General features: G+C 65.9%; 19 protein-coding genes. 5 read left to right on the top strand and 14 right to left on the bottom strand.

Translation table 11 applies throughout. The annotated features are described in order from the left end of the window. Window positions 1-1,268: ShlB/FhaC/HecB family hemolysin secretion/activation protein (locus QZY06_RS00265; protein WP_295678668.1), on the bottom strand; the 1,268-nt coding region annotated here is incomplete at its 3' end. A 549-nt stretch (window positions 1,269-1,817) separates the two neighbouring features. Here QZY06_RS00265 and QZY06_RS00260 point away from each other — a divergent pair. After that, entirely contained in the window at window positions 1,818-3,014 is a 1,197-nt protein-coding gene (locus QZY06_RS00260; RefSeq protein ID WP_295678665.1) for a glycosyltransferase family 9 protein, read from the top strand. Between the two features lie 128 nt (window positions 3,015-3,142). Here QZY06_RS00260 and QZY06_RS00255 read toward each other — a convergent pair whose 3' ends face one another. The 11 genes from QZY06_RS00255 to QZY06_RS00205 all read right to left on the bottom strand — a co-directional run bounded on the left by QZY06_RS00255 (window position 3,143) and on the right by QZY06_RS00205 (window position 16,257). Next, complete coding sequence (locus tag QZY06_RS00255) at window positions 3,143-4,459, bottom strand: hypothetical protein (RefSeq protein WP_295678662.1); 1,317 nt, start codon at window positions 4,457-4,459, stop codon at window positions 3,143-3,145. Beyond that, window positions 4,452-5,708, bottom strand: coding sequence for a glycosyl hydrolase family 28-related protein (locus QZY06_RS00250; RefSeq protein WP_295678661.1), 1,257 nt, complete (start codon window positions 5,706-5,708; stop codon window positions 4,452-4,454). The genes QZY06_RS00255 and QZY06_RS00250 overlap by 8 nt, the downstream gene beginning before the upstream one ends. Continuing rightward, entirely contained in the window at window positions 5,701-6,834 is a 1,134-nt protein-coding gene (locus QZY06_RS00245) for a glycosyltransferase family 4 protein (protein WP_295678658.1), read from the bottom strand. The genes QZY06_RS00250 and QZY06_RS00245 overlap by 8 nt, the downstream gene beginning before the upstream one ends. Continuing rightward, window positions 6,831-8,126 (bottom strand): hypothetical protein, encoded by a 1,296-nt coding sequence (locus tag QZY06_RS00240; RefSeq protein WP_295678657.1) that lies wholly within the window; start codon window positions 8,124-8,126, stop codon window positions 6,831-6,833. Before QZY06_RS00240 ends, QZY06_RS00245 begins: the two co-directional genes overlap by 4 nt. Next, window positions 8,123-9,073 carry a sulfotransferase gene (locus QZY06_RS00235; protein ID WP_295678656.1) on the bottom strand — a complete coding sequence of 317 codons (951 nt, stop codon included), beginning with the start codon at window positions 9,071-9,073 and terminating at the stop codon, window positions 8,123-8,125. Before QZY06_RS00235 ends, QZY06_RS00240 begins: the two co-directional genes overlap by 4 nt. Beyond that, window positions 9,070-10,038, bottom strand: a complete 969-nt coding sequence (locus QZY06_RS00230) for a sulfotransferase (RefSeq protein ID WP_295678654.1) — start codon at window positions 10,036-10,038, stop codon at window positions 9,070-9,072. The genes QZY06_RS00235 and QZY06_RS00230 overlap by 4 nt, the downstream gene beginning before the upstream one ends. After that, window positions 10,035-10,901: a sulfotransferase domain-containing protein gene (locus QZY06_RS00225; RefSeq protein WP_295678653.1), complete on the bottom strand. Its 867-nt coding sequence runs from the start codon at window positions 10,899-10,901 to the stop codon at window positions 10,035-10,037. Before QZY06_RS00225 ends, QZY06_RS00230 begins: the two co-directional genes overlap by 4 nt. Window positions 10,902-10,925: 24 nt before the next feature. Beyond that, window positions 10,926-13,217: a GNVR domain-containing protein gene (locus QZY06_RS00220; protein WP_295678652.1), complete on the bottom strand. Its 2,292-nt coding sequence runs from the start codon at window positions 13,215-13,217 to the stop codon at window positions 10,926-10,928. Between the two features lie 76 nt (window positions 13,218-13,293). Then, entirely contained in the window at window positions 13,294-14,577 is a 1,284-nt protein-coding gene (locus QZY06_RS00215; RefSeq protein ID WP_295678651.1) for a polysaccharide biosynthesis/export family protein, read from the bottom strand. Between the two features lie 352 nt (window positions 14,578-14,929). Further along, a complete protein-coding gene (locus tag QZY06_RS00210; RefSeq protein ID WP_295678650.1) occupies window positions 14,930-15,889 on the bottom strand; it encodes a tRNA-dihydrouridine synthase in 960 nt (319 codons plus the stop codon). A 107-nt stretch (window positions 15,890-15,996) separates the two neighbouring features. Then, window positions 15,997-16,257: a hypothetical protein gene (locus tag QZY06_RS00205; RefSeq protein WP_293389934.1), complete on the bottom strand. Its 261-nt coding sequence runs from the start codon at window positions 16,255-16,257 to the stop codon at window positions 15,997-15,999. Window positions 16,258-16,456: 199 nt separating this feature from the next. Between QZY06_RS00205 and QZY06_RS00200 the strand changes: the two genes are divergently transcribed. After that, window positions 16,457-16,870, top strand: coding sequence for an SRPBCC family protein (locus QZY06_RS00200; protein WP_295678648.1), 414 nt, complete (start codon window positions 16,457-16,459; stop codon window positions 16,868-16,870). An 8-nt stretch (window positions 16,871-16,878) separates the two neighbouring features. Here QZY06_RS00200 and QZY06_RS00195 read toward each other — a convergent pair whose 3' ends face one another. Next, a complete protein-coding gene (locus QZY06_RS00195; RefSeq protein WP_295678646.1) occupies window positions 16,879-17,469 on the bottom strand; it encodes a uracil-DNA glycosylase in 591 nt (196 codons plus the stop codon). A gap of 300 nt (window positions 17,470-17,769) precedes the next feature. Between QZY06_RS00195 and QZY06_RS00190 the strand changes: the two genes are divergently transcribed. The 3 genes from QZY06_RS00190 to QZY06_RS00180 all read left to right on the top strand — a co-directional run bounded on the left by QZY06_RS00190 (window position 17,770) and on the right by QZY06_RS00180 (window position 20,711). Continuing rightward, window positions 17,770-18,669: a helix-turn-helix transcriptional regulator gene (locus QZY06_RS00190; protein ID WP_295678644.1), complete on the top strand. Its 900-nt coding sequence runs from the start codon at window positions 17,770-17,772 to the stop codon at window positions 18,667-18,669. 126 nt (window positions 18,670-18,795) lie between these two features. After that, window positions 18,796-19,683 (top strand): ABC transporter ATP-binding protein, encoded by an 888-nt coding sequence (locus QZY06_RS00185; RefSeq protein WP_295678641.1) that lies wholly within the window; start codon window positions 18,796-18,798, stop codon window positions 19,681-19,683. Further along, window positions 19,680-20,711 (top strand): ABC transporter permease, encoded by a 1,032-nt coding sequence (locus QZY06_RS00180; protein WP_295678639.1) that lies wholly within the window; start codon window positions 19,680-19,682, stop codon window positions 20,709-20,711. Before QZY06_RS00185 ends, QZY06_RS00180 begins: the two co-directional genes overlap by 4 nt. Window positions 20,712-20,830: 119 nt before the next feature. Here the strand turns inward: QZY06_RS00180 and QZY06_RS00175 are convergent, their stop codons facing one another. After that, window positions 20,831-22,393, bottom strand: a complete 1,563-nt coding sequence (locus tag QZY06_RS00175; RefSeq protein ID WP_295678638.1) for a S41 family peptidase — start codon at window positions 22,391-22,393, stop codon at window positions 20,831-20,833. Between the last annotated feature and the right edge of the window lie 130 nt (window positions 22,394-22,523).

Genomic DNA, 22,523 nt, shown 5'->3' with positions numbered 1-22,523 from the left:
TAGCCGCGCACGGTGTCGGCGCCGCCGGCGGAGAACTGCTCGTTGGAGATCAGCGGCTGATCGGTGAGCTGGCCGTTGAGCTTGATATAGCCCTGCATTGCCAGCGGCAGCCCGAAAGTCTGAGTGAAGCCGCCGCGCAACCAGAACTGCTGGCCGCGGGCGCCGAAGCGATTGAGATCGAACTCGTCGCTGCGGCTGCCGAACCGGCCGGAGTTGAAGCTCAAGCTCAGATCGAGCTGGGCGATGTATTCGTTCTGACGCAGGATCGAGCTGTACGCCGCGCTCAGCGGGTAATAGGTGATCGGCGTCGGAATCTCGCTGCCGCCGAGCACCGTGGTGTTCTTGAAATGCTTGTAGTCGAGGCCGACCGATAGCGACTGATACAGCTCCTCGGTACCCGGCAAGGTCCAGATGCCGCGCACGCCGAGCGTCTGGCCACGGCCGAGCACGTTGATGCCGCCAACGGTGGCGATGTTGGAATCCGAGATCAGGCCGTTGACCAGCAGGTTGAACGGGCTGGCGCCGAAGCGCGCCAGATACGAGCCGAAGAAGACCTTGGCGTCATCGGTGTTTTCCGGTGCCGTCTGTACCGACGCACTGAGCGAATGGCCACGCTGGAACAGGTTGTCGTAGGACAGGCTGGCGACCGCGCGCAGATTGCTGGTGTCCTGGCTGCGACGGTTGTTCAGTTCCAGCGAGCCGTGCAGCGGCAGATCGTCATCGACGACCAGATCGACATCGACGGTGTTCGGCGTAGCACCAGCCTTCAGCGATGGCGTGACCCGGCGATCAGCCTGCTGATTGAGCGCCGCGATATCGCTGCTGACCTTGTTGAAATCCGGCACCGTGCCTTCGGCCAGCGCTGGCGCTTCGGCCTTGATCTGATCCAGCGAGTGGTATTCGGAGCCGACCACATTGAGCCGGCCAACCCGGCTTTCGCTGACTTCCAGCACGATCACGCCATCGCGCACGGTCTGCTTCGGAATCGCCACCGACACCGTCTTGTAGCCGCGATCGCGGTAATAGCGTTCGAGCGCGGCGCGGGCGCGGTCGACATCGTCCGGCGTGCGATCAAGACCGAGGAAGGGCTCCAAGGTCTTGATGATCTCGACATCGCTCAACACGCTGTTGCCGTCGACCGCGAACTCCCAGATATCCAGCGCAGGAGGTGCGGTGACCGGTGGTGCGGGCGCAGCCGCAGCAGCGCTCTGCGCACCGGCCGCCGATGGCAGCAGCGCCCACGCGCTCAGCGTCGCTGAACCCAGCAATCTGACGAGCCTCAGGTTCAACGAACGAAATCCCCTGACCAACGAAAGCCGGCAACGAAAGTGCCAGCGCGCAATAACGGAATGGGCAACGGGAAACCTGGATGGGAAGCCGATGGCTGTCGTGACTTCCGCATCCGCAATCACCGAGGCGATTGCTTCCCCCAGCCGTCTCGACGTGATCCGAGCGCTTTTCAGCGCTCATCCGGCACTCGGGAACGGCCACGGTTTCCGAGCGGCAAGTGTCAACGACCAACGTTGCAGATTCGTGAAGTCGGCGTGCACGGCACGTCCATGAGAGTCCAGCGTCGCCGTGGCCGGACAGTCTTCTATTCGCAATAGCCGCGTCACATCGGCTCGGTAATTTTCACGAATTACTGATGGATGCCGGCCTGCAGCCAGCACGGTAGCCGGCGTCGATGCCGGGCTTCCGCGGCTGACAAAGCTTGCGACACGGGGATGACGCGCTCGAGACACCGACACGGTGCCGGCGCGGTGCCGCGGCCATTTCGGCCGCAGTCAAGGGAACGCGGGCGGGAACTTCGGGCGGACATGAAACAACAGCGCGGCAGACGGCGGCTGAAACTGCTTGACCGTTACATCGGCATTCCCGTGGTCGTGCTGCTCGGCGTGCTGCTGGCGCTGCATCGGCATTTCGGTCGGCGCTTCGGGCTGAAGCGTGCCGTGATCGGCGATCCGCACCGGCCCTTGATCGGCATCCTCGCAACCGGTGCGATCGGTGACACGGTGATCGCCAGCGGCATGATCCGCGACCTGCGCGCGGCACATCCCGAAGCCCGCATCCTGATCTTCACGACAGCGTCGAACGCCTCGGTCGCCGACATGATTCCGGCGATCGACGAGCACGTGCCGCTGCGCATCCTGCGGCCCTGGAACGCGGTGGCGACGCTGCGCAGCCAGCCGCTCGACTGGTTGATCGACATCGGCCCCTGGCCGCGCATCAACGCCCTGCTCGCCGGCCTGTCGCGCAGCGCGGCGACGGTCGGCTTCAAGACGCCGGGCCAGCATCGCCACTACGTCTACGATCACGTCGTGCCGCTGCGCTATGACCGCCATCAGCTGGCCAACTACGGCGCGTTGCTGAAGCCGCTCGCAGTGCCCTCCGGCCATGCCCCGGCGGTGGTGTTCGATGAGGTCGTTTCGGCGCTGGTCGCACCGCAGCCTTATGCGGTGTTCCACGCCTGGCCGGGCGGCTACAAGGCCGAGCTGAAGCAGTGGCCGGCCGTGCGTTGGGTGGAACTGGCGCGCCGGGTCCACGCGCTGGGCCTGAGCATCGTGCTGACCGGTGGCGATGCCGATGTCGAGGACACCGCCGAACTGGCCACCGCGATTCGCACTGCCGGTGTACCGGTCGACAATCGCGCCGGCGTCTGCGCGCTGCCGCAGACGGTATCGCTGCTGAAGCGCGCCGCCATCGTCGTCAGTGTCGATACCGCGGTGCTGCATTTGGCCGCTGCGGTCGGCGTGCCGGTGATCGGCCTGCACGGCCCCAGCTCGTCGCTGCGCTGGGGCGGCGTCGGCCCGCAGGTGCTGAGCATCGATGCGATCGGCACCGACTGCGGCTACCTCAATCTCGGCTTCGAGCATCCCGCACAGCCACCGGATTGCATGCACCGCATCGGCGTCGGCCGGGTTTATGCGGCGGTCGTGAAACTGCTTGATCAGCCTCATGCAAAGCCTGCCGAGCGGGTGGCCAGCCGGGTGTTGCGTTGGGAGCGGCAGGGCTGAGCACAAGTTCATTTCCCGTCGAATCCCCAAAATCAACTGTCATTCGCGCGAAGGCGGGAATTCAGTTCTGATGCGGTGCGCCACGGTCCAAACTGGATGTCCGCCTGCGCGGGCATGACGGATTTTCTTTAACGTCTGCCGAGCAGATCGCAGCGAAAATCCATTCGCCGCTGGCAAGCCCGCGATACCAGTACGGCGGCAATCACAGTGCCGCTGGAGTAAGCCGCTACCGCACCCCAAGGCCCAGCGATCGGAATGATCGCCAAGGCCGCCACCAGCGCCGCGCCATTGCCGACGAGATAAGCCCGCAGATTCTCGGCTTCAAGGCCTGCGGCGCTGAGGATCATGCCGCCGTTGCCGAATGCCAGCCGCACTAACTGGCCCAGGCCCAGCGCGACGAAGAAGGGCCGCGCCAACACCGCGGTCGGACCGGCAATCGCCTGCAGCCATGACGCCGGCAGCACCGCCGCAATCACCACCAGCAAGGCCACCAGCCACCAGGCGCGCAGCACCGCGCGCTGGAACGCAGTCTCCAGTTCGGTACTGATCTGGCCAGCCTCGCGGAACTCGGCCACTGCATGTTTCAGCGCCGACTGGCCGACCAGCCCGACCGGCACGATCAGCCAGGTCGCAAAGCGCTTGGCCAGGCCGTAGACACCGAGCGCGTAAGCCGGTGCGAGCATCGCCAGCAGCCAGATATCGAGGCTGACCACGGTCAGCTGGGCGATCTGGGTGACGGTGATGCTGCGGCCACGACGCAGCATCTCGGCGATCACATCCTTGTGACGCAGCGAGGTCGCCGGTGGTGCCTGGCGCAAGGCCGGCAGCAGGAAAGCGAGGCCGATGAGCACGCCCAGCCATTGCGCGATCGCGAAGCCGGCGAGCAGATCAAGCGCATCGAGCTTCATCCCCGTCGCCAGGGCCAACGCCAGCAGCGGCAGCAGCCACAGACTGGCGACGAAGCCATTGCCGCGGCCGCTGAAGTAATTGGCCAGCGCCACGCCGATCTCGATGCGGATCAGCTCGGCGATCACCCGATACAAACTCATGCCGGCCACCGCCGCCGTGATCCGCCACAGCCAGGCCGGATCGGCGTAGCGGCTGTGCGGAAACAGCTGCTGGGCCAGCGCGAGCACCAGCAGTTCGAGCAGCAACCAGCCGGCGATCAAGCTGGTGGCAGCGCTCAAAAGGGTGGCGACGACGACCGGCCGTTCGCGGCTGCCGATCGCGAACACCGAGATATGGCTGCCGAAGATCGCCAGCAGATTCAGCGCGAAGACCAGCGATTCGGCGAACACGAAATCGCCGTAGACCGCTGGCCCGAGCGCCCGCACTGCGAGCACATGGGCGCCGGCCACCGCGATGACGCTGCCGACCCGGGCCAGGCCGGCGTGGCCGAGTGCGCGGTCGAGTTGTCGCTGGGCCTTGCTGGCTGCTTCAGCCACCGGTGGTGACGGCAGGCGCCATCAACGGAAAGCTCAGCGCCGCACGGCCGCTGCCGCGGGCGAGATCCGGCGGGCGATTGAAGAAGATGCTGCCGGAATCGAGCGTCGCCGCCATATCGAACAGCCGGCCACGGCCGCCAAAGCGGGCGTCGATGAACGAGATGTTGCGGGTGCCGGTCTCGCCGCGAATCGCTGCGCCCTGCTTGCCGTTGTACTGGAAGTAGCAAGCGATGAACGAGACATCGCCGAGCCAACCGCCGGCGCCGCCGAGGCCGAGGCAGGGCGGGTTCATGCCGCGTGGCTGGACGAAATTGCAGCTGATGAAGCTGCAGCGCTCGGCAGCATCGACTGCGACCACCGGCACGCGCAGATCGTCATGCGCCGGCCGCTCGAACTGGCAGCCAAGCACGGTCAGCCCGGCGACCCGGTGGCGGTCGCGCGGGCCGGTCGACGTGCCATCGACCCGGCCAGCCAGCCGCAGCTGGGCACCGAGGTTCTTGTTGAAGCAGCTGTCGATGATCCGGGCATCGGCGCAGGCGCGACTATTGGCGGCCAGCAGCACGCCGCCACCACTGGCCTTGCCCTTGTCGAAGCTGCCGTTGCCGATCGCGATGACGCCGCGCAGCGAGCACAGGAAGCCGCCGTCGATCAGCACGCCCCAGTCACTGCAGCCGCTGACCACGACGCTGTCGAGCGTGACATTGCCGACGTTGGCGAACAGCAGACCGGAGCCGGGCTGGCGGCGGCCATCGACCGTGATGCCGGAAATCGACAGGCCGTGAACGCGAACCTTGTCGTCGCGAATCGCGTGCAGCAGCGCGTCGCCCTTGAAGTCATCGCTCTTGAACAGCACGCTGCCGAGCAGCGATTCGCTGCGCAGGCTTTCGCCGACGATCGCCAGGCCGGATTTCTCGATCGCGATCGGCCGGCTGATCCGGTAGCGGCCGCGCGGAATCAGCAGGCAGCCACCGGCCGCGCGATCGACGGCGGTCTGCAGCGCGCTGGTGGAATCCTTGACGCCGGTTGGGTCGGCACCGAAATCGTCGAGCGACAAGCCATAGCCGCGCACCGACTTCTGCGGCAGCGCGCTGCTGGTTTCGGCGTCGTCGCTGGTATCGAGATCGCCGTCGTCGATCGGCTCCTCGGCCTCGGCGCGGTCGCGCTTGCCGGCCGCGCGTGCCAGTGCCGGCGCGGCCATGCCGGCGGCGAACAGGAACTGGCGGCGATCCCAGATTGGGGACTTAGACATTGGGCTGCCACTCGGCGATTGGATGTTCGAGCACGTCGCAATAGGCCGCCCAGGTGCGATCGAGCATCTCGCCTGCGCCGAAGTGCTGACGCACCACGGCCTGCGCACGCGCACCGGCAAACTGCCGTGAGTCCTGCGTCTGGAACGACAGCAGCCGATCGACAGCCTCAGCCGGATCGCCGAGTGCATAGCCACAGTCGTCCAGACCATGAGCCAGGATTTCGTCGTGGCCAGGCACCCGGCTCAACACCGTCGGCAGGCCGGCGGCCATCGCTTCGAGCACCGCGTACGGCAGCCCTTCCCAGCGCGAGCAGGACAGGAAGATGTCGTGCGTCGGCAGCTGTTCGCGCAGGCCTGGCACGGCGCCATGGACACGGACGAAACGATCGTGGCCGGCAGCTCGCAGCGCGCTTGCGAAGGCTGCACGGCCATCGCCATCGCCGTAGACGTGAACCTCGACGGCCGCTTCAGGACGCGCCGCCAGCTTGGCGATGATCTCGAACAGAAGATCCGGGTTCTTGGCTTCGCTGTAGTTGTTGACGGTGATGATCTTGAGCGGTGCATCGGCACGATTCGCCGTAGCGATTTCGGCGGGCACGGCGACACCGTTGCGAATCATCCGGCTGGCCCCGAAACCGAAACCGGCGCTGCGGGCCAGAGCCTGATCGCCGTCGGAAACGAAGATGCTCAAGCTTGTAAAACGCTCCAGCAGCCGTTCGACCAGCAGCCGCAGGCGTCGCTTCAGACCGCCGGGCCGGGACACGAAGAACAGGCCGTGATGGGTATGGACGACCGGCACAGCGCTCAGCGTGCCGACTGGCCGCGAGTAGGCGCTGGCAGCGCTGCCGTGCGAATGGATCAGCTCGATGCGCTGTCTGGCAACGAAGCGCCGCAGCGCCCACAGCGCGCTCAGGCTCAGGCGTCGCCGCGGAATCGCCAGCATTCGTTCGCTGCCGACACGGTTCATGTAGCGATCCCAGTACGGCGCTTCCTGTGGACAGGCGACGAATATCTGGCAACGCCCGGCCAGGCCATCGACCAGCTGCAGCACATGCTCGGGGCCACCACCGATGTCGGCGCGGCCGGTGATCAGCAGCACGCGCGGCAGGGCTTCGGCGGCACTCATGCGCTGGCGTCGCTGGAGCGCAGGCGCAGCGCGATCGCCAGGATCACCATCACGCTCGGCGTGCTCAGGTACATCGTGAAGGTGTCGGAGAAACACATGCGGCCCAGCTCGCCCATCACCAGGCCGGCGGCCGCCGCCTTGTAGCGGCGAACCATGACGTCCGGCGAACGGCTGCCGAGCAGGCGCAGCTGGATCGAGGCCCAGAACAGCAGGAAGAAGGCGATGCCGGCAACGCCCAGCTCCAGGAAGATGCGCAGATAGGAGTTGTCGACCGGCAGACCGGTGAGCTCCATGGTCTGCTTGTAGCCGATGCCCAGCACGTTCCAGCCCAGCTGATCGATCAGCCCGGCCCAGTTCTGGTAGCGGACCGAATGGGCGATCGAGCGATCGTCTTCGCCGAGGCCGAAGCGCGACATCGTCGCACTGAGCACGGCGGAATCGGTGATCAATGCAATCAGTGGCAGCAGCGCCACCACCACCGCGACGACCAGACCGAGCGTCACCATCACCCGGCCGGCGCTGCGCTGATGGCTGCGGGCAACGAACAAGGTGGTGAACATCAGCACCAGGCCGACCTGCAGCAGCGAGTTGCGCGAAGCGGTGATGACGATGCCGTAGACCAGCACCGCCAAGGTCACGGCGATCTGCACGGCGTTCAGGCGGCGCAGCGCGATCCAGTACAGCGCCAGCGCGGTCATCGCCCAGGAGGTGATCAGGTGCGAAAAGCCGCCGGAGTTGCCGAGCTGGCCACCGGCGCGGAACACGTAGCCGAGGCCGTTCTTCAGAAAGAGCGCCTGCTGCTGCTCGCGCACGGCACCGACGAACCAGTAGATGAAGAAGCCGAGGACGATGCCGAACAGGCCGCCCCACCAAAACACCCGCAGTGCCCGCTCGGCGCTCTCGATCGTCCAGTGCAGGCTCAGCGCCAGCAGGAACGGCGCGTAGATGAAGCACAGGCGTAGCACGCGCAAGGTTTCGCGGCCGAGGTCGCCGACATTGACCATCGAGATCCATGCGCAACCCAGAAAGCTGGCCGCGAACAGCAGGGTCATCGAGTCCGGCAACCGCGCGCGATAGAGCAGCAGCAACAGCAGCGGCAGGCCGAACAGATCGACGAAGCTGATGTGATCGGCACCGGCCGCGAACGCCGAGGAAGTGCCGGGCACCGGAATGGCGATGACCGGAATCAGCGCCAGGCAAAAGCAGACGATGCTGGTGGCCGACCAGTTGTCGAAGCGCGGCAGGCTGCGCGCGTGGCGGGGCAGGGCGATTTCCAAGCCGGTAGCGCTCATGCCGCGACTGCCTGCTTGTGGTCGGTCCGAGCCTCATCGCGCCAGTCGCTCAAGTCCCAGCCGAGCAGCGATTCCAGCAGCCGGATGTCGTCTGCGAAGTAGGCAACCATTTCCCGACGCAGCGCGGGCGCCAGCGGCTGGCGGCGATGCCCAGTGCGGAACTGCGCCTTCAGCGCTTCGATCATTGGAAAGCGGTTGCGGCGCAGGAAGGCACGCAGCTTGAGCACGATTGGCTCGATCGCTTTCGGCGGCGTCAGCACCAGCTTGGCGACCGTCCGCGAACGCTGGCGATGCGAGCTGTTGACTACCGGGAATTCGCTGCGGCCATCATCCGGCAGATCGAGGAAGGCGAGCAGCCGGCGATAGCAGGCACCAGCGTCGGCGCGGAAGTCTTCGTAGCGGATGAACAGCACGGACTCGCGCGGCACCGTCGCCAGCAGCCTGCGCACCTGCTCGCCGTAACGGCCGATCATTCCGTACTGCAGCTTGTTGGGATCGCGGCAGCGGCGCGGCAGCTGTTCGCCGCGGGCTCGCGCGGCCTGCGCACGCCAGGCGGTTGCGAAGTCCGGCTCGTCCTCGTTCATCACGTAGGACTGTTCCATGTGATACGCCTGCGCGAACTCCACCGGGTTGCGCAGCATCACGATGAAGCGCGCCTGGGGATTGAAGGCGAGAATGTTGGCGACCGCGCGCTGCGAGTGCAGGTAGGTGGTCGAGCCTTCGGCAATGATCAGGTGACGCTCGTCGGCGCCGGCAAACAGCGCCAGATAATCGTCCAGTGTGTTCAGCGAATGGTGGCGTGCCAGCACCGGGTAATCGCTGGCGAAATAGGCCGGCTCTTTCGGATCGCTGAAGAACACATCAGCACGATCGCGCAGGTACTGCGCCATCGCCGTGGTGCCGCTTTTCGGCGCGCCGAGGATGAAGGTATTGGGATGCCGGTTCATGCGCCCAGTCTCTGTTCAGTGATGCGCGGGGCGGCTGCGGTGATGGAGGTTTCGGACTTCAGCCAGTCGCTCAGATCCCAGCCGAGCAGGCGTTCCAGCAGGTGGATGTCGTCAGCGAAATGACTGGCCAGTTCGGCGCGCAGCGCTGGTGACAGCGGTGCGCGCACCATGTCCTGACGCTGCCGTTCGCGCAGCGCTTCCACCAGCGGCAGGCGCGCACTGCGCAAGGTCTTGCGCAGCCGCCACAGTGGCGCGCGCAGTGGCGCCGGTGGATTCAGCAGCAGCCGCGCGAGCGCCGGATAGCGACGACGATGGGCGCCGTTGACTACCGGGAAATCCTGGCGGCCATCGTCGTCCAGACCGAGGAAGGCCAGGGTCTGCCGATACACCGCACCAGGATCGGCCCGCAGCGCATCGAAGCGAATGATGTGCACTGAGCTGCGCGGCACCAAGCTCAGCAGCCGTTCGATCTGCTCGCCGGTGCGCGCGAATGCCGCGTACTGCAGGAAGCGTGGCTGCCGGCAGCCGGCCGGTATCCGCTCGCCGCGCGCGCGCTGTGCCTGCAGCTGCCAGGCATCGGCGAAATCGGCCTGATCCTCGTTGAGCATGTAGCGCTGCTGCATGTGCAGCGCCGGCGCCAGTTCCAGCGGATTGCGCAGGCTGACGATGAAGCGCGCGTTCGGGTTGGAGGCGAGAATCGCCGGCACTGCGTCAGCGGACAGCAGGTAGTTGGTCGAGCCTTCGGCGATCACCCGATGCTGTGGCTCGGGCGCGAACAAGGCCTGATAGCGATCGGGATCGAAATGCGCCTGGATGTCGGCATGCGGCGGAAAATCCCGCGCGAAGTAGCCAGGTTCCTTGCGGCTGCTGAAGCAGACCTGCGGATGCGCCGCCAGCCAGCTGGCCAACGCCGTGGTGCCGCTTTTCGGCGCGCCGATCAGGAACGTGTTTGGCAGCTGGCTCATGCAGCGACTGCCGTTGGATGATGGTTGGCGGCGCCGTACCAGCGCTGCCCGAAGCGGGTGCCGAACTCGGCATCGAGGCGCTGCAGTTCGGTTTCGGCAATCGCGCGAATGGTGTTGCGCGCATCAATCGGCAGCACCGGCCGCGCGCCGGCATCGAGCGGGCTGTACAGCAGGCGCTGCACCAGCGATTGACGCTTGACCCAGGCGATTAGCCGTTGGCCGCCATGGCGCTTGAACCGCTTGGAGAGCTTGTTGACGGTCAAGGCCAGACCGGCCGAGCGCGGCCGCGCGGCGGCATTGACCTTGTCCTGCATCAAGGCCGGCAGCGCCTGTTCGCTGACGCCGAGAAAACGGCAGACGCTGGCGAAGAAGGCTGCAGGATCGGCCTTCAGATCGTCGAAGCAGCCGATGAAGATCGCCTCGCGGCCGAAGGCATCTGTCCAGGGCTTGAGCAGCGAGTGATAAGCCAGCGACTGCGGTTCGAAGCGGCTGCGCATCCAGTCCGCCGGTGAGCCTTCGAAGCGACCATTGCGCCGTGCGAACAGATAGGCCGAGAGCACGAAGTCTTCCGGCCGGCGAAAGCAGACCAGCAGCTTCACCGGCCCGAGTGCGGCGCGGATCTGCGCCGCCAGTTCCGGCCGACGCCAGTAGCGGTGAGCGATCTCGCCGATCGCGCGATGGCCATCGGCATCGGCGAAGAAATCGCCGTACCAGCCGAGCCCGCGTGCCTGATTGAGATCGAAGTAACTGGTTTCCTTGACCGGGGTGACGAACACCTCCGGATGCTGGCGCAGCGCTTCGAACAGCCAGGTCGAGCCGGCCCGGCCGGTGCCGATGTAGAGAAAATTGGGCAGCGTGCGCATGGGAGCTGAGCCGATCTACGCAGTTCAGGCGTAAGCAGCTTTCAGGGCCTGGCCGTAGGCGCCGGCGCGCACGCCGACCTGGTTCAGCACCGCACCCTGCACGGTGACGCCGGCATCGGCGAAACGGGCGAGGGCGGCTTCCAGCTCATCGGCCCGGTGTTCGCCGGACTTCAGAACCAGCAGGGTCATCGCCGCGAGGCGGCCGAGGATCGCGGCATCGGCCGCGGTCAGCACCGGCGCGGCATCGAGCACGACGAAGTCGTAGTTGCCGGCGAGCAGGCGGATCAGATCGGTGAAGCGCGGCTGCAGCAGCGTGTCCGCCGGCACCCGTGACGGACCGCCGCCGGAGATCCAGTCGAGGCTGCCGACGGTGCCCGCCATGGCCGGACGGCTGCGCAGCAGCGCTTCCGGCGCCATCGCGCTCTGTACGTATTCGACGATGCCGGCGCCGGCGAGGCTGCCGGTTGCTTGCTCGCTGAAGCTGCGGCTTAGCGCCTGGCCGCGCAGATCGGCATCGACCGCGACCACCTTGCGTCCGGCCTGGCTCAGCAGCAGCGCCAGATTGGCGGCGACGAAGCTGGCACCGCTGCCGGCGACCGGGCCGCTGACCAGCACCACGACGCCGCTCTTGCCGGCCGCGCGATTGAGCAGCGAGGTGCGCAGCGCACGCAGCGCTTCAACGGCGGCATCTTCCGGCAGGCGATCGGCCAGCAGGCCGGTGCCCGGCTCGGCGCGCTTCGAAGCAGGCTTGGCTTTCTTGAGCCGCGCCAGCAGACCTGTCGACGGCCGTCGCTGGGCTTTCGACAGCGGCACCAGCGCCAAGGTCGTCAGACCGACGGTCGCCAGTTCTGCCGGGCTTTCGAGGCCGCGAGTCAGCGAGCGGCGCAGGAACACCGCGACGACGCCGAACAGCAGGCCCAGCGCCAGCGAAATGACCAGGATCAACAGGGTTTTCGGCGCTGCCGGCACGTACGGCAGGCTGGCGCTATCGATGGTGCGGACATTGCCCACCGAGCCGACCATGGCCAGCTGATAGCTCTGGATCGACGAGACCATCGACTTGTAGAGGTTCTCGCGCGCTTCGACATCACGGGTCAGGGTCAGCACGTCCTGCTTGGTCTGCGGCAGCAGGTCGACCTTGCCCTTGAGGCTGCGCTGCTCGCGCTCGATGGTCGCCAGCTGCGCAGCCAGCGCCTGAATCACCGGATGCTCGGCGGTGTAACGGGTCTTTTCCTTGTCGATCTGGGTCAGCAGTTCCAGCCGCTTCGATTCGAGATCGACGCCATTGCGCAGCAGCAGCTGGCCGTCGAAATCCACCGACAGGCCGCCGTTGATCTGCTGGTATTTGGACAGTGCCGCCTGCGCTTCCTGCAGCTGTGCGGCAATGGTCGGCAGCTGCTTGTTGAGGAATGCAAGCGAACGCTCGCTGTCTTCGCGCAGTGCGGCGCTGTGTTCGGCGTGATGGGATTCGACCAGCGCATCGACGATGCGCGCGACCATGGCCCGGCCACTGCCCTTGTAGGCCACTTCGATGACGCCGGAGGACACGGCGGTCTCTTCCACCGTCAGGCCTTCGATCAGATTGGCGACGGCGACGTCCGGCGTCAGCCTGGTCACCGAAAACTCGGTGCCCGGCAGCGCCTGCAGCGACTTGACCAGCATCTTGTAGCGGCCATCGCGGCTGGCGGCTTCGCTGCCGACCTTGCCGGTGAGCAGTTCACGGCCGAACCAGAAGCTCTGCAGGCGATAGGCACCGCCTTCGAGCGCGACCAGGATCAGCGTGTTGTCGTTGTCTTCCGCCGGCACTTCGAGCTTTTCGACGCTGATGCGATCGCCGCCCCAGGCCCAGCGGCGAAAACCGAACCAGGCTTCGACCGGCTTGGCCGCTTCGCCGTTGCCGTTGATGTTGCGGGCGATGCCGCTGCCGATGATCGGGAAATGACGCGGGCCGGTGGCGATGTCCAGATGCAGCTGGGCGATCACCGGATCGATCACCCGGCGGCTCTGCATCAGGCTGATTTCAGCGGAGGCCTGCGAGGGTGCGCCGCTGAGCAGCGCGCCGAGGCGGCCGAAGCGATTGTCGACCGGGCCACCGGACTTGGTTGGCTCGACGACCTGGATCAGGGCGCTGGCCCGATAGGTCGGCGGCACCAGCAGGCAGTAGGCGAGCGCCAGCAGGAACACCGTGGCGGTAACGCCGAGCAGCGTCCAGCGGCCGGCGATCAGCAGTTCGTAGATGTCGCGGGGACGGATGTCTTCGTCGCCCGGCAGCGGTCGACGCGGCTGATGGAGGGGGCTGGCGTTATCGTGGGTCACTGGAGCTGCCTGGTGTGCGTCACGCCGGAAGCGGCGTCACGAAAAGAACGGGATTCGAAGCGGGATGCGGTGCCGGTCAGCGTTCGCGGATGACGCGGCGGCCGGAGGCGATTTCGCCCACGCGCGCAGCGTTGAACAGCGTCTGCACGGTCGGCAGGATCTGCTGCACGACGTTGTTGTATTGCGACAGGCCGGTGGCCTGGACATAGACCACGTCACGCACGCGCAGCGGGAACTGGCTGGCCATCAGCAGGCCTTCCGGCGACGACATGTCGAGCACGTAGATCGACGCCGCGATGGCCGCACCCGGCTCGTTGAGGCGGAACACCAGCACGCCGGAATCGTCGGCGCTGAGCTTGTCGAGACCGCCGGCTTCGGTGAGGGCTGCGATCAGCGGCAGACGATCGCGATTGATCTCGATCGGCCGCTGGCGGGCGACTTCGCCGAGCACGTAGACGCGGTCGGCATCACGATTCGGGAAATGCAGTTCGTCGCCGGCTTGCAGGCGCGGATTGCGCGCCGGCCCTTCGCCGGACAAGAGTGCTGCGAGGTCGATGCGATACGGCGTGCCGTTGCGTACCAGCACGGCGCGGCGGCTGCTGGCCAGATCGGTGAGACCGCCGCTGGCATCGAGGGCCTGCAGCACGCCCTTCGGCGTGTCATCGAGGGTCAAGGTGCCCGGCTTCTTGATCTCGCCGGTCACCTGGATGCGATGGGCGCGATAGCCGATGACGCGAACGTCGATCTTCGGATTGACGATCAGGCTGCCGAGCTTGCCGGCCATGTAGGCGCGCACTTCGGCGACGGTCATGCCGGCGACCTTGAAGCTGCCGATGTACGGAAAATAGGTGGTGCCGTCGGCAGCGACGATGCGGCCTTCGTCCGTCGGATCACGAGAGACGCCGGCCACCGAATCGGTCAGCTCGCGATGTTCCCAGATGGTCATGAACAGCACGTCGCCAGCGCCGATCATGTATTCCGGCGGCACGTCGGACGGCGTTACGGTCGGCAGCTGCGCGGTTTCGGCAGCGTCGACATCACCGCTGTCGTCGAGCAGCTTCGAGACCACGTCCGGCGTGACCTTGACCACGCGGTACTTCTGCAGCACTTCGGTATCGGCACCCGCATTCGGGTCCGGTTTCGCAGCCACCGCGCCGGGCAGCGGCGGAACGCGGGTCGGGCCGTACGGCGGCCATTCGGATTTCTGCTCCGGATCGCTCTTGACCGTGACCGGAGCGCTCAGCGAGTGCTCACCGACTTCGACCTTGCGGACGTTCAAACCTGGAACCAGTTGCGTGCAGCCGCCGAGCAAGCTGCCGCCGACGATGAAGATGAGCCCCGAAAACCTGACGCTTCGCATGTTGAACGCTCTTGATAGATTCCCGCTTCGGCACTGCAGCGATGCGAAGCGGCACCCGGCGCTGCACGGCTCATCCCGTCAGGCACCGCGCACCCCGCCCCTGAAAACGCCCGAAAATGCCCGATGAATGTCGTTGTTTGGGTTTGGTGTCCCGGCGCCAGCAGGCGTGCCACGAAGCCTGTTGACTGATCTGACGCGAAAGGCGCTCAAACTGCTGCGAGGCTCTCGTTCCGGTGTTTTGTTCAGCCCGGGCGACAGAATATTGACGAAATGTTGCAGTTCGTTGAATCGCTGCAACGCGGCGGTTCCTGGAAGTTTCCGAGCCGCTGAAAGCCCCTGATTTAAGGGCTTTTCACAGAACGCTTGCCGAAGCGGCAAGCCGCCGCTCGACCTCATCGGCATCGCTGAGGCTGCGGATGTCGAGGAACAGGCGCTCGGCTTCCGGATAGCTGCGGGCCAGCCAGACCAGCCATTGCTTGAGCACGCCCGGCGCGTACTTCGGATGCGACACCTTGGCCCTTACGCGATGCCAGTAGCCTTCGACCAGTGGCAGCAGTTCGAGCCAGCGCATCGGCTCGATGACGCGGCCATCGCGCACGGCGGCGATCTGCCGGGCCAGATCGGGCCGGGCGATCAGGCCGCGGCCGAGCATCACGTCGTCGACGCCGCTCAATGAGCGACAGCGGCGCCAGTCGTCGACGGTCCAGATTTCGCCGTTGGCGTAGACCGGCACCTTGACCGCATCGCGAATGCTGCCGATCCGCTCCCAGTAGGCCGGCGGCTTGTAGCCATCGGCCTTGGTGCGGGCGTGGACGACGATCGACGCCGCACCGCCGTCGGCGAGCGCCTGGGCGCAGGTTTCGGCGTCGTCGGCGTGATCGAAGCCCAACCGCATCTTGGCGGTGACCGGGATCTGCGCCGGCAGCGCACGCCGCACGGCACTGACGATGGCGTGCAGCAGCTCCGGTTCCTTGAGCAGCACCGCGCCGCCTTTCGACTTGTTGACGGTCTTCGCCGGGCAGCCGAAGTTCAGATCGATCACCGGTGCACCGAGCGTTGCCGCGAACGCGGCGTTATCGGCCACGCAATGCGGATCGGAACCGAGCAGCTGCACGCGCATCGGCGTACCGCTTGGCGTCACCGAACCCTTTGCCAGTTCCGGTGCCAGCCGCAGGAAGCTCGATGCCGGCAGCAGGCTGTCATTGATGCGGATGAATTCCGACACGCACCAGTCGATGCCGCCGATGCCGGTCAGCAGCGCGCGCAGCCCGTCGTCGACGAGCCCTTCCATCGGCGCGAGTGCGAGTTGCATGGACAAAACCGGGATGCGGCCTTTAGCGGCGCGCGGATGATAGGCGAAGCGGGCGTGCGATCAGGATCGACGGCCTTGCGCCAGCCGACCCGTTGCAGCGGTGAAAATCAGTGAACGCGCTGACCGATGCCGAGGCGTTCGACGAGATGGCTGTCCAGCTGGGCGAGCAGCGACGGCACCAGTTCCGACAGACCGCGAGTTTCGCTGCGCGGCAGCACGTGGCGCTGGCTGGCGATCTCGGCTTCTGCGCGGAACGCCGCCAGGCTGATCACGCGGCCGTTGCCCCGGTCTTCCGCTTCCGGTTCCAGCCAGACCTGCACCTGCACGCTGGCATCGCGGGTGGAGAAACCTGAATAGAGTTTGCGCATGTCGTTTTTCTGGCGGAAGAATTATTGACGGTGGCGAAACCTTATCTGAACGCTTGTACACCAACCTCCAGTCAAGACTGCCTATAGGACCCCCTCCCACCTTTTTGATCCACGCTCACCGTCTGCCGATCCCGGAAATCGGCATTGTTGCGCTGCCGCAAGTTATCGTTCGCAAGCCTTATCCACCCCGAGACCCGCCATGCAGACCATCGAAATCGTTCAGGAATTCTCCCGCCCCGTCGCCGAGGTTTACGAGGAACTGGCCGATCACAACCGTCTCGGCAAGGTGTTGGGAGTGCCGGTGGTGCGGGTGCGCGATGGCAACAGCTCGGTCAACGGTGTGGGTTCGGTGCGCCGAATCGGCGTGGCGCCGCTGGCCATCGAGGAAACCGTGGTCGGCGCCGTGGCCGGCAAGTCGATCGATTACAAGATCACCCGCGGCGGCTGGCCGCTGAAGAACCATCACGGCCGGCTGGTGTTCAAGCCCTTGACCGGTGGCCGTTCGCAGTTGACGTGGCATATCGAGTTCAACGGCGCGCTGCCGGGCTCGGCGTTCCTGGTCAAGCAGATCCTGAATCTGGCGATTTCGCGCGGGTTGAAGAAGATCGCCTGAGGTCTGAGCTAGCGGAGCTTCCTGGCCAGCTGCGCAACACCGGCCACGAACTCCGGCACGCCGCCATAGGCCGGATGACGCAACGCCTCGTGGGCATAGCCGAGGCGAGTCAGCGCTTCCGACGACTTGTTGCCGACTGCCGCCAGCACGGCATTCGGCAGCGCCTGTCGCAGTGCGCGCAGCACGCCTTCACCGGCACTCAGTTCGGCGCGCGTCGGCGTGCGGTTCGAGTGCGGAACGCCCGCCGCATGCGGATGCAGCGGAAAGGCATTCCACAGGAAGGTGCTGTCCGCCAGTTGCTGTTCGTACAAGATGCGCCAGACCACCCGTGCCGAGGGCTCGCTCCAGGGTTTGGCGCGTGTCGACAGGCGTGGGCAGGGCGCGATGCCGGGAATGCTGCCATCGATCAGCAGCGCTTCCGAGGTGAACGGAATGCCCGAGATCCGGCAGCCCTGATAGCCCGCCGCTTCGCCGATCAGCACCAGCCGCAGGCCCGGTCTGGCCGCATGGGCGCGCAGATGGGCGATGCGCCGCGCCGGGCCGTTGTCGGCGGAATCGTCGGCGTTGGCCGCCGCCCAGGGATGGTGGGTGCCCGCCATGGCCGGAAGTTGGTCGAGTGCAGCGAGCAGTGCGTCACAGAGCAGGGTCATCGAAGCCGGTGGGCAGTACGGCCAGCAGGCGGGCCGGAGCGCAGAATCGGGAAGCCGAAGGGCTGCGAATTGTAGGGCCGCAGCGCCGATTCCGATGGCCGGTAGCGTTCGCTGACTAGAGGGTCCCACCGTACAGTTGCAAGAAGGCCCCGTTACCGTCGATGCTTCAGGAAAGAATCACGTGTAATCAAACTATTGCTGCGGCCTTGATGCGGCAGAGCAACTGCGTACCAGGAGATGACTGCAGCGATGGAACCGACTGACGAACTGATCAACGCGCTGTACCGCTCGGCCATCGAGGAGGAATGTCAGGACTACCGCCCCAAGGCGCTGGCCAGGCTCTGCGAACGCCTGGGTGCCAGCCGCGCCGCCTGGTGGTCGCGCGGGGTCGGTACCAGCGGCGGCGAGCTGACCCAGCATCCGCCGGGCCAGAGCCAGACGCAGTTCACGCCACAGCTGATGGCGGCGCTGCCGTTCACCAGCGATCAGACCGAGGCCTCGCTGGAAGTACCGATGCGCGGCCAGATCGGTCTGGCGTTGCAGTACCGTCACCGCGATTCCGGCGTCATCAGCACCGTGCTGATGCAGTTCCCGCCAGATCGCAAACTGCCGGCGGCCGAGCCTTTCCGTCGAGTGCTCGCGCACATGGTCGAAGCCGGTGCACTGGCGCTGCGCCAGTTCATCCGCCGGGATGACTGGCTGCAGGCGATGGGCCGCGCCAATCGTGGTTCGGCGGCCATGGTCGATGCCGAAGGCAGCGTCTTCGCGGCCAGCGAACGCTTCCGCGAAATGCTCGGCGAAGACCAGGCCGCGCCGATCCTGAAGCTGCCGTTCGAACTGCCGGAATCGACCCTCGGCGACGAAGGCGGCGATTTCATCCACGCGCCGCTGCACATCCGCGTGCGCCGCTCCGGCCAGTTGTACCTGATCTATGCCCGCAAGCCGCTGCCGCTGGACATGCTGTCGCCGCGCGAGCAGGAAATCGCCCGCGCGCTCGGCAACGGCAAAACCTTGAAATCGATCGCCCGCCAGTACGGCATCGCGGTGTCGACGGTCGCCAATCACACGACCCGCATCTACCGGAAGCTGGCGATCTATCGTCGCGAGGATCTGATCGATCTGATCCGGCTGAAGGCGAGCAAGCCTTGAAACGCCGGGGTCAGTAGCTAGTGGCTGGTGGTCAGTTGCCGGTGTAGCTGCGCCGGCACCGATCAGATGTCTGCCGTTTTCGGCACACTGACCACCAGCCACTAATCACTAGTCACTGCTTTCTCAATGAACTCCGAAACAGCGCTCGAAGTGCGCGAACTGGTCAAGCACTTCAAACAGGTGAAGGCCGTCAACGGCCTGAGCTTCGACGTCAAGACCGGTACCTGCTTCGGCCTGCTCGGCCCTAACGGGGCCGGCAAGAGCACGACCATCGAGATGTGCGAAGGCCTGCTGACGCCGACTTCCGGCAGCATCCGCTATCGCGGTGAGCCGCTCGGGCCGCGTTATCGCGAGCGGGTCGGCATCCAGTTCCAGTCGACCGCGCTGCAGGATCATCTGACGGTGATCGAGAACCTGCGCTTCTTCAGCGCGCTGTACCCGGTGCGCCGCTCGCTCGATGAGCTGATCGCGCTGTGCCGGCTTGAAGATTTTCTTGATCGCGACAGCCGCAAGCTCAGCGGCGGCCAACGCCAGCGCCTGCTGCTGGCGATCGCTCTGGTCAACGATCCGGAACTGCTGTTCCTCGACGAACCGACCACCGGACTCGATCCGCAGGCGCGGCGCAATTTCTGGGATCTGGTCCGCGATATCAAGGCCGCCGGCCGCACCATCGTGCTGACCACGCACTACATGGAAGAGGCCTATCTGCTCTGCGACGAGATCGTCATCGTCGATGCCGGCCAGATCATCGCCCGCGGCGTGCCGAGCCAGTTGCTCGCCGAACACTTCAACGATTCGGTGCTCGAAGTGCCGGCCGCCGAGGCACCGAAACTGGCCGGCAGCATGTTGGCCGGCACGCCGAAAGGCGACACCCTGGAAATCCAGACGCCGGACGTCAACGCCGCCGTCGCCGCACTGCTCGCCGCCGGCGTATCGCTGGCGCAACTGCGCATCCGGCCGCGAACGCTGGAAGATCTGTTCATCGAACTCACCGGCCGGGGGCTGCGGGAATGAAGGCTTCATTGCGCCGTATCGCCGCCGCCGCCTGGGCGCGCAGCCTCGAATTCGTTCGCGATCGCTCCTCGCTCGGCTGGAACCTGGTGTTCCCGATCCTGATGGTGATCGGCCTGGCCTTCGTGTTCTCCGGGCCCGGGCAGCCGCTGTTCAAGGTCGCGGTGATCGCACCTGCGGAAGCCAAGCTCGATGCCAGCCTGCATCCCTTCCTTGACACGCCGCAGGTGCAGTTCTATCGCGAGGACAGCCGTGATGCCGCGCTGCCGAAAGTGCAGCGTCATCGCATCGATCTGCTGATCGATTTCACTGCCACGCCACCGGCCTACTGGGTCAACGAACAGTCACCGAAAGGCGCGCTGCTGGAACGCCTGATCGCCGGCAGCGGCGGCGCAGCACTGCAACGCGAAGTGACCACCGGCAAGTCGATCCGTTATGTCGACTGGGTGGCGCCCGGCGTGCTCGGCATGAACATGATGTTCGCCTGCCTGTTCGGCATCGGCTACGTGATCGTCCGCTACCGCAAGAACGGCTACCTGAAGCGGCTCAACGCCACGCCGCTGCGCGCCTTCGAGTTCCTGCTGGCGCAGCTGCTTTCGCGTCTGGCGCTGATCCTGGTCGTCAACGTGCTGGTCTTCGGTGCCTGCCGACTGCTGCTCGGCCTGCGCATGGAAGGCTCCTATCTGGACCTGCTGATCGTCGTCACCCTCGGCGCCTTCTCGATGATCGCGATGGGCCTGGTGGTCTCGGCACGGCTGGCCAGCGAAGAACTGGCCGGCGGCATCCTCAACGTGATCTCGACGCCGATGATGGTCGTCTGCGGCGTGTTCTTCTCGATGGACGGCGCTCCGCGCGCGCTGCAGATCGCCGCCGATTTCTTCCCGCTGACCCATCTGCTCAACGCCGCGCGGTCGATCATGCTCGACGGCACCGGGCTGGCGCAGCTCGGCTATCCGCTCGGGATGATGGCGCTGATGAGTGCGGTGTTTCTCGGCCTGGGCGCTGCGCTGTTCAAGTGGCGGCAGGATTGATGTCCAGCGAGCATCGCGCGCTGGACGTCATGCCCAGCCATGGATAGCCGGGCCGGGGCTTGAAAACAATCTGATCCCTTTGAGACCCCGGAGAACTTCGGGCTCCAGGCGCGCCGGCCTCAACGCGGCGAGCGTCTCCAGGCGTTCTCGTGCAACGGACTGCGGAGCAGCTGCGGTGTTTCGGAGGCCGGGCGCTGTGCCGCCGCAGCCCTCGTCGCGCTGCTCGTTCCGCAGGTGCCGGTCTGTTGCCAGTTCAGGGCGGTGGCAAGCAGGGCCTCGTTGGGATCGCCGAGTTCGTGCGCGTAGTCGTCGTTCACCCTGCAGTCCGGCGCGAAACCATCGGCGTAGTCGCCGAAGCCCTGGTCGTTGACGCCGGAGAGTTCAATGGCGAAGTACGACAGTCCACAATTGTCCTGGGCGTAGAAGCCATAGGGTTTGCCGCAGGTGGTGCCGCCGATCAGCACCGCCTGCACGCCGATGCCGCGCAGGCCATTGATCAGCGATTCGCTGGCCGAGCAGGTGCCGGGCCCGGCAAGCACGAACACACGTGACAGGCCCAGTTCCGGCAGAGTCGCGCCCGAAGCCAGGCTCGGGTCGAAGCCCTGCGAGGTGGCGTGGAAGGGGACGCTGGAATCGGGTGATCGCGCCAGCGGGTTGGTGGCGTTGTACCGCAGCTGCTCGAAGACGCGGCCATTGCTGCGCGCCTGGCCGGCAATCATGAAGGCGAGTTCGCTGGCGATGTCGAGGTAGCCGCCGCCGTTGTAGCGCATGTCCAGCACCAGATCGGTGATGCCGGCGTCGCGCAGCCGCTCGAGCGCAGCCGCCAACTGGCCTTCGGCGGTGGCGAAGTGCTCCTTGAAGACCAGGTAGCCGACACGTCCTGCCGATGTGTCCAAGATCTGCACGCGCTCCACCGGCACACTGGTCAGCGATGCGGACACCAGGGTGACATTGCGGATCACGCCGTCGCGGTCGCGCAAGGTAAAGGTGTGGCTCTCGCCCGCCGTGGCTGGATACAGGCCGGCATAGATGGTGTCGACGCCGGCCCGGGTGTTGTCGTTGATCAGGTCGACGCCGTCGACCGTCAGCACTTCGGCGCCGCGGCGGATGCTTTGGTAGAAGGCCGGCGTGTCGGCATCGGTGTAGACCACGATGGCGCTGCGCGGCGGGGTGTTCGCCAGCAAGGTCACTTGCATGCCGTAACCGATTCCCACGGCCATCGTCGACAACGCGTTCCACTGATCGGTGGGATAGGTGAAGCTGTAGGCGTCCTTGAGCTTGCCGGAGGCCGTGACTTTGGGAGTCGTCAGGGCATACAGGTAGGCATCGAGCGCGGCTGGCACGCTGCCGTAGGCGGCGGCCGTGTAACGCGAGGCTTTGGCGTCCGGGATCTCGTCGTTCCACAGGTAGACCTCGTGCATGTAGGTCTTGAGCCAGAGCTTCTCGTCTTCGATCGAGCCCTGGCGATCGGGATACGGCAGGTTGTCGTTGTAGGGATCGTTGCCGCTCCGCGGCGCGGCGCAGAAGCCCGTGTAGCGGTCGGAGGCGGCGGTGCGCTGCTGCCACAGCGAGGCGTCCGGGCCGAGACCACCGCCATCATCGCCACTGCCAGCGCTGCCGCCACCGCCGCAGCCAGTGAGCAGAAGCAGCGTTGCGGCCGTTGCCGCCGTTTTGTGGCGCATGGAGATTGCTGGCTTCATGAAAGAGGGTCGGCCGATTTTATAGGTACCGAAAAGCAAGAAATTGTTTAAGAATTGTCTAAACCGAAACTCAATGTGAGCTCGGTCATAGTCTCCGCCGGCTCAAGCCGCC

Source organism: uncultured Nevskia sp., assembly GCF_903885465.1.
Taxonomy (GTDB): domain Bacteria; phylum Pseudomonadota; class Gammaproteobacteria; order Nevskiales; family Nevskiaceae; genus Nevskia.
The sequence above is the reverse complement of the archived record's forward strand: the minus strand, read 5'-3'. Positions and strand labels throughout refer to the sequence as shown.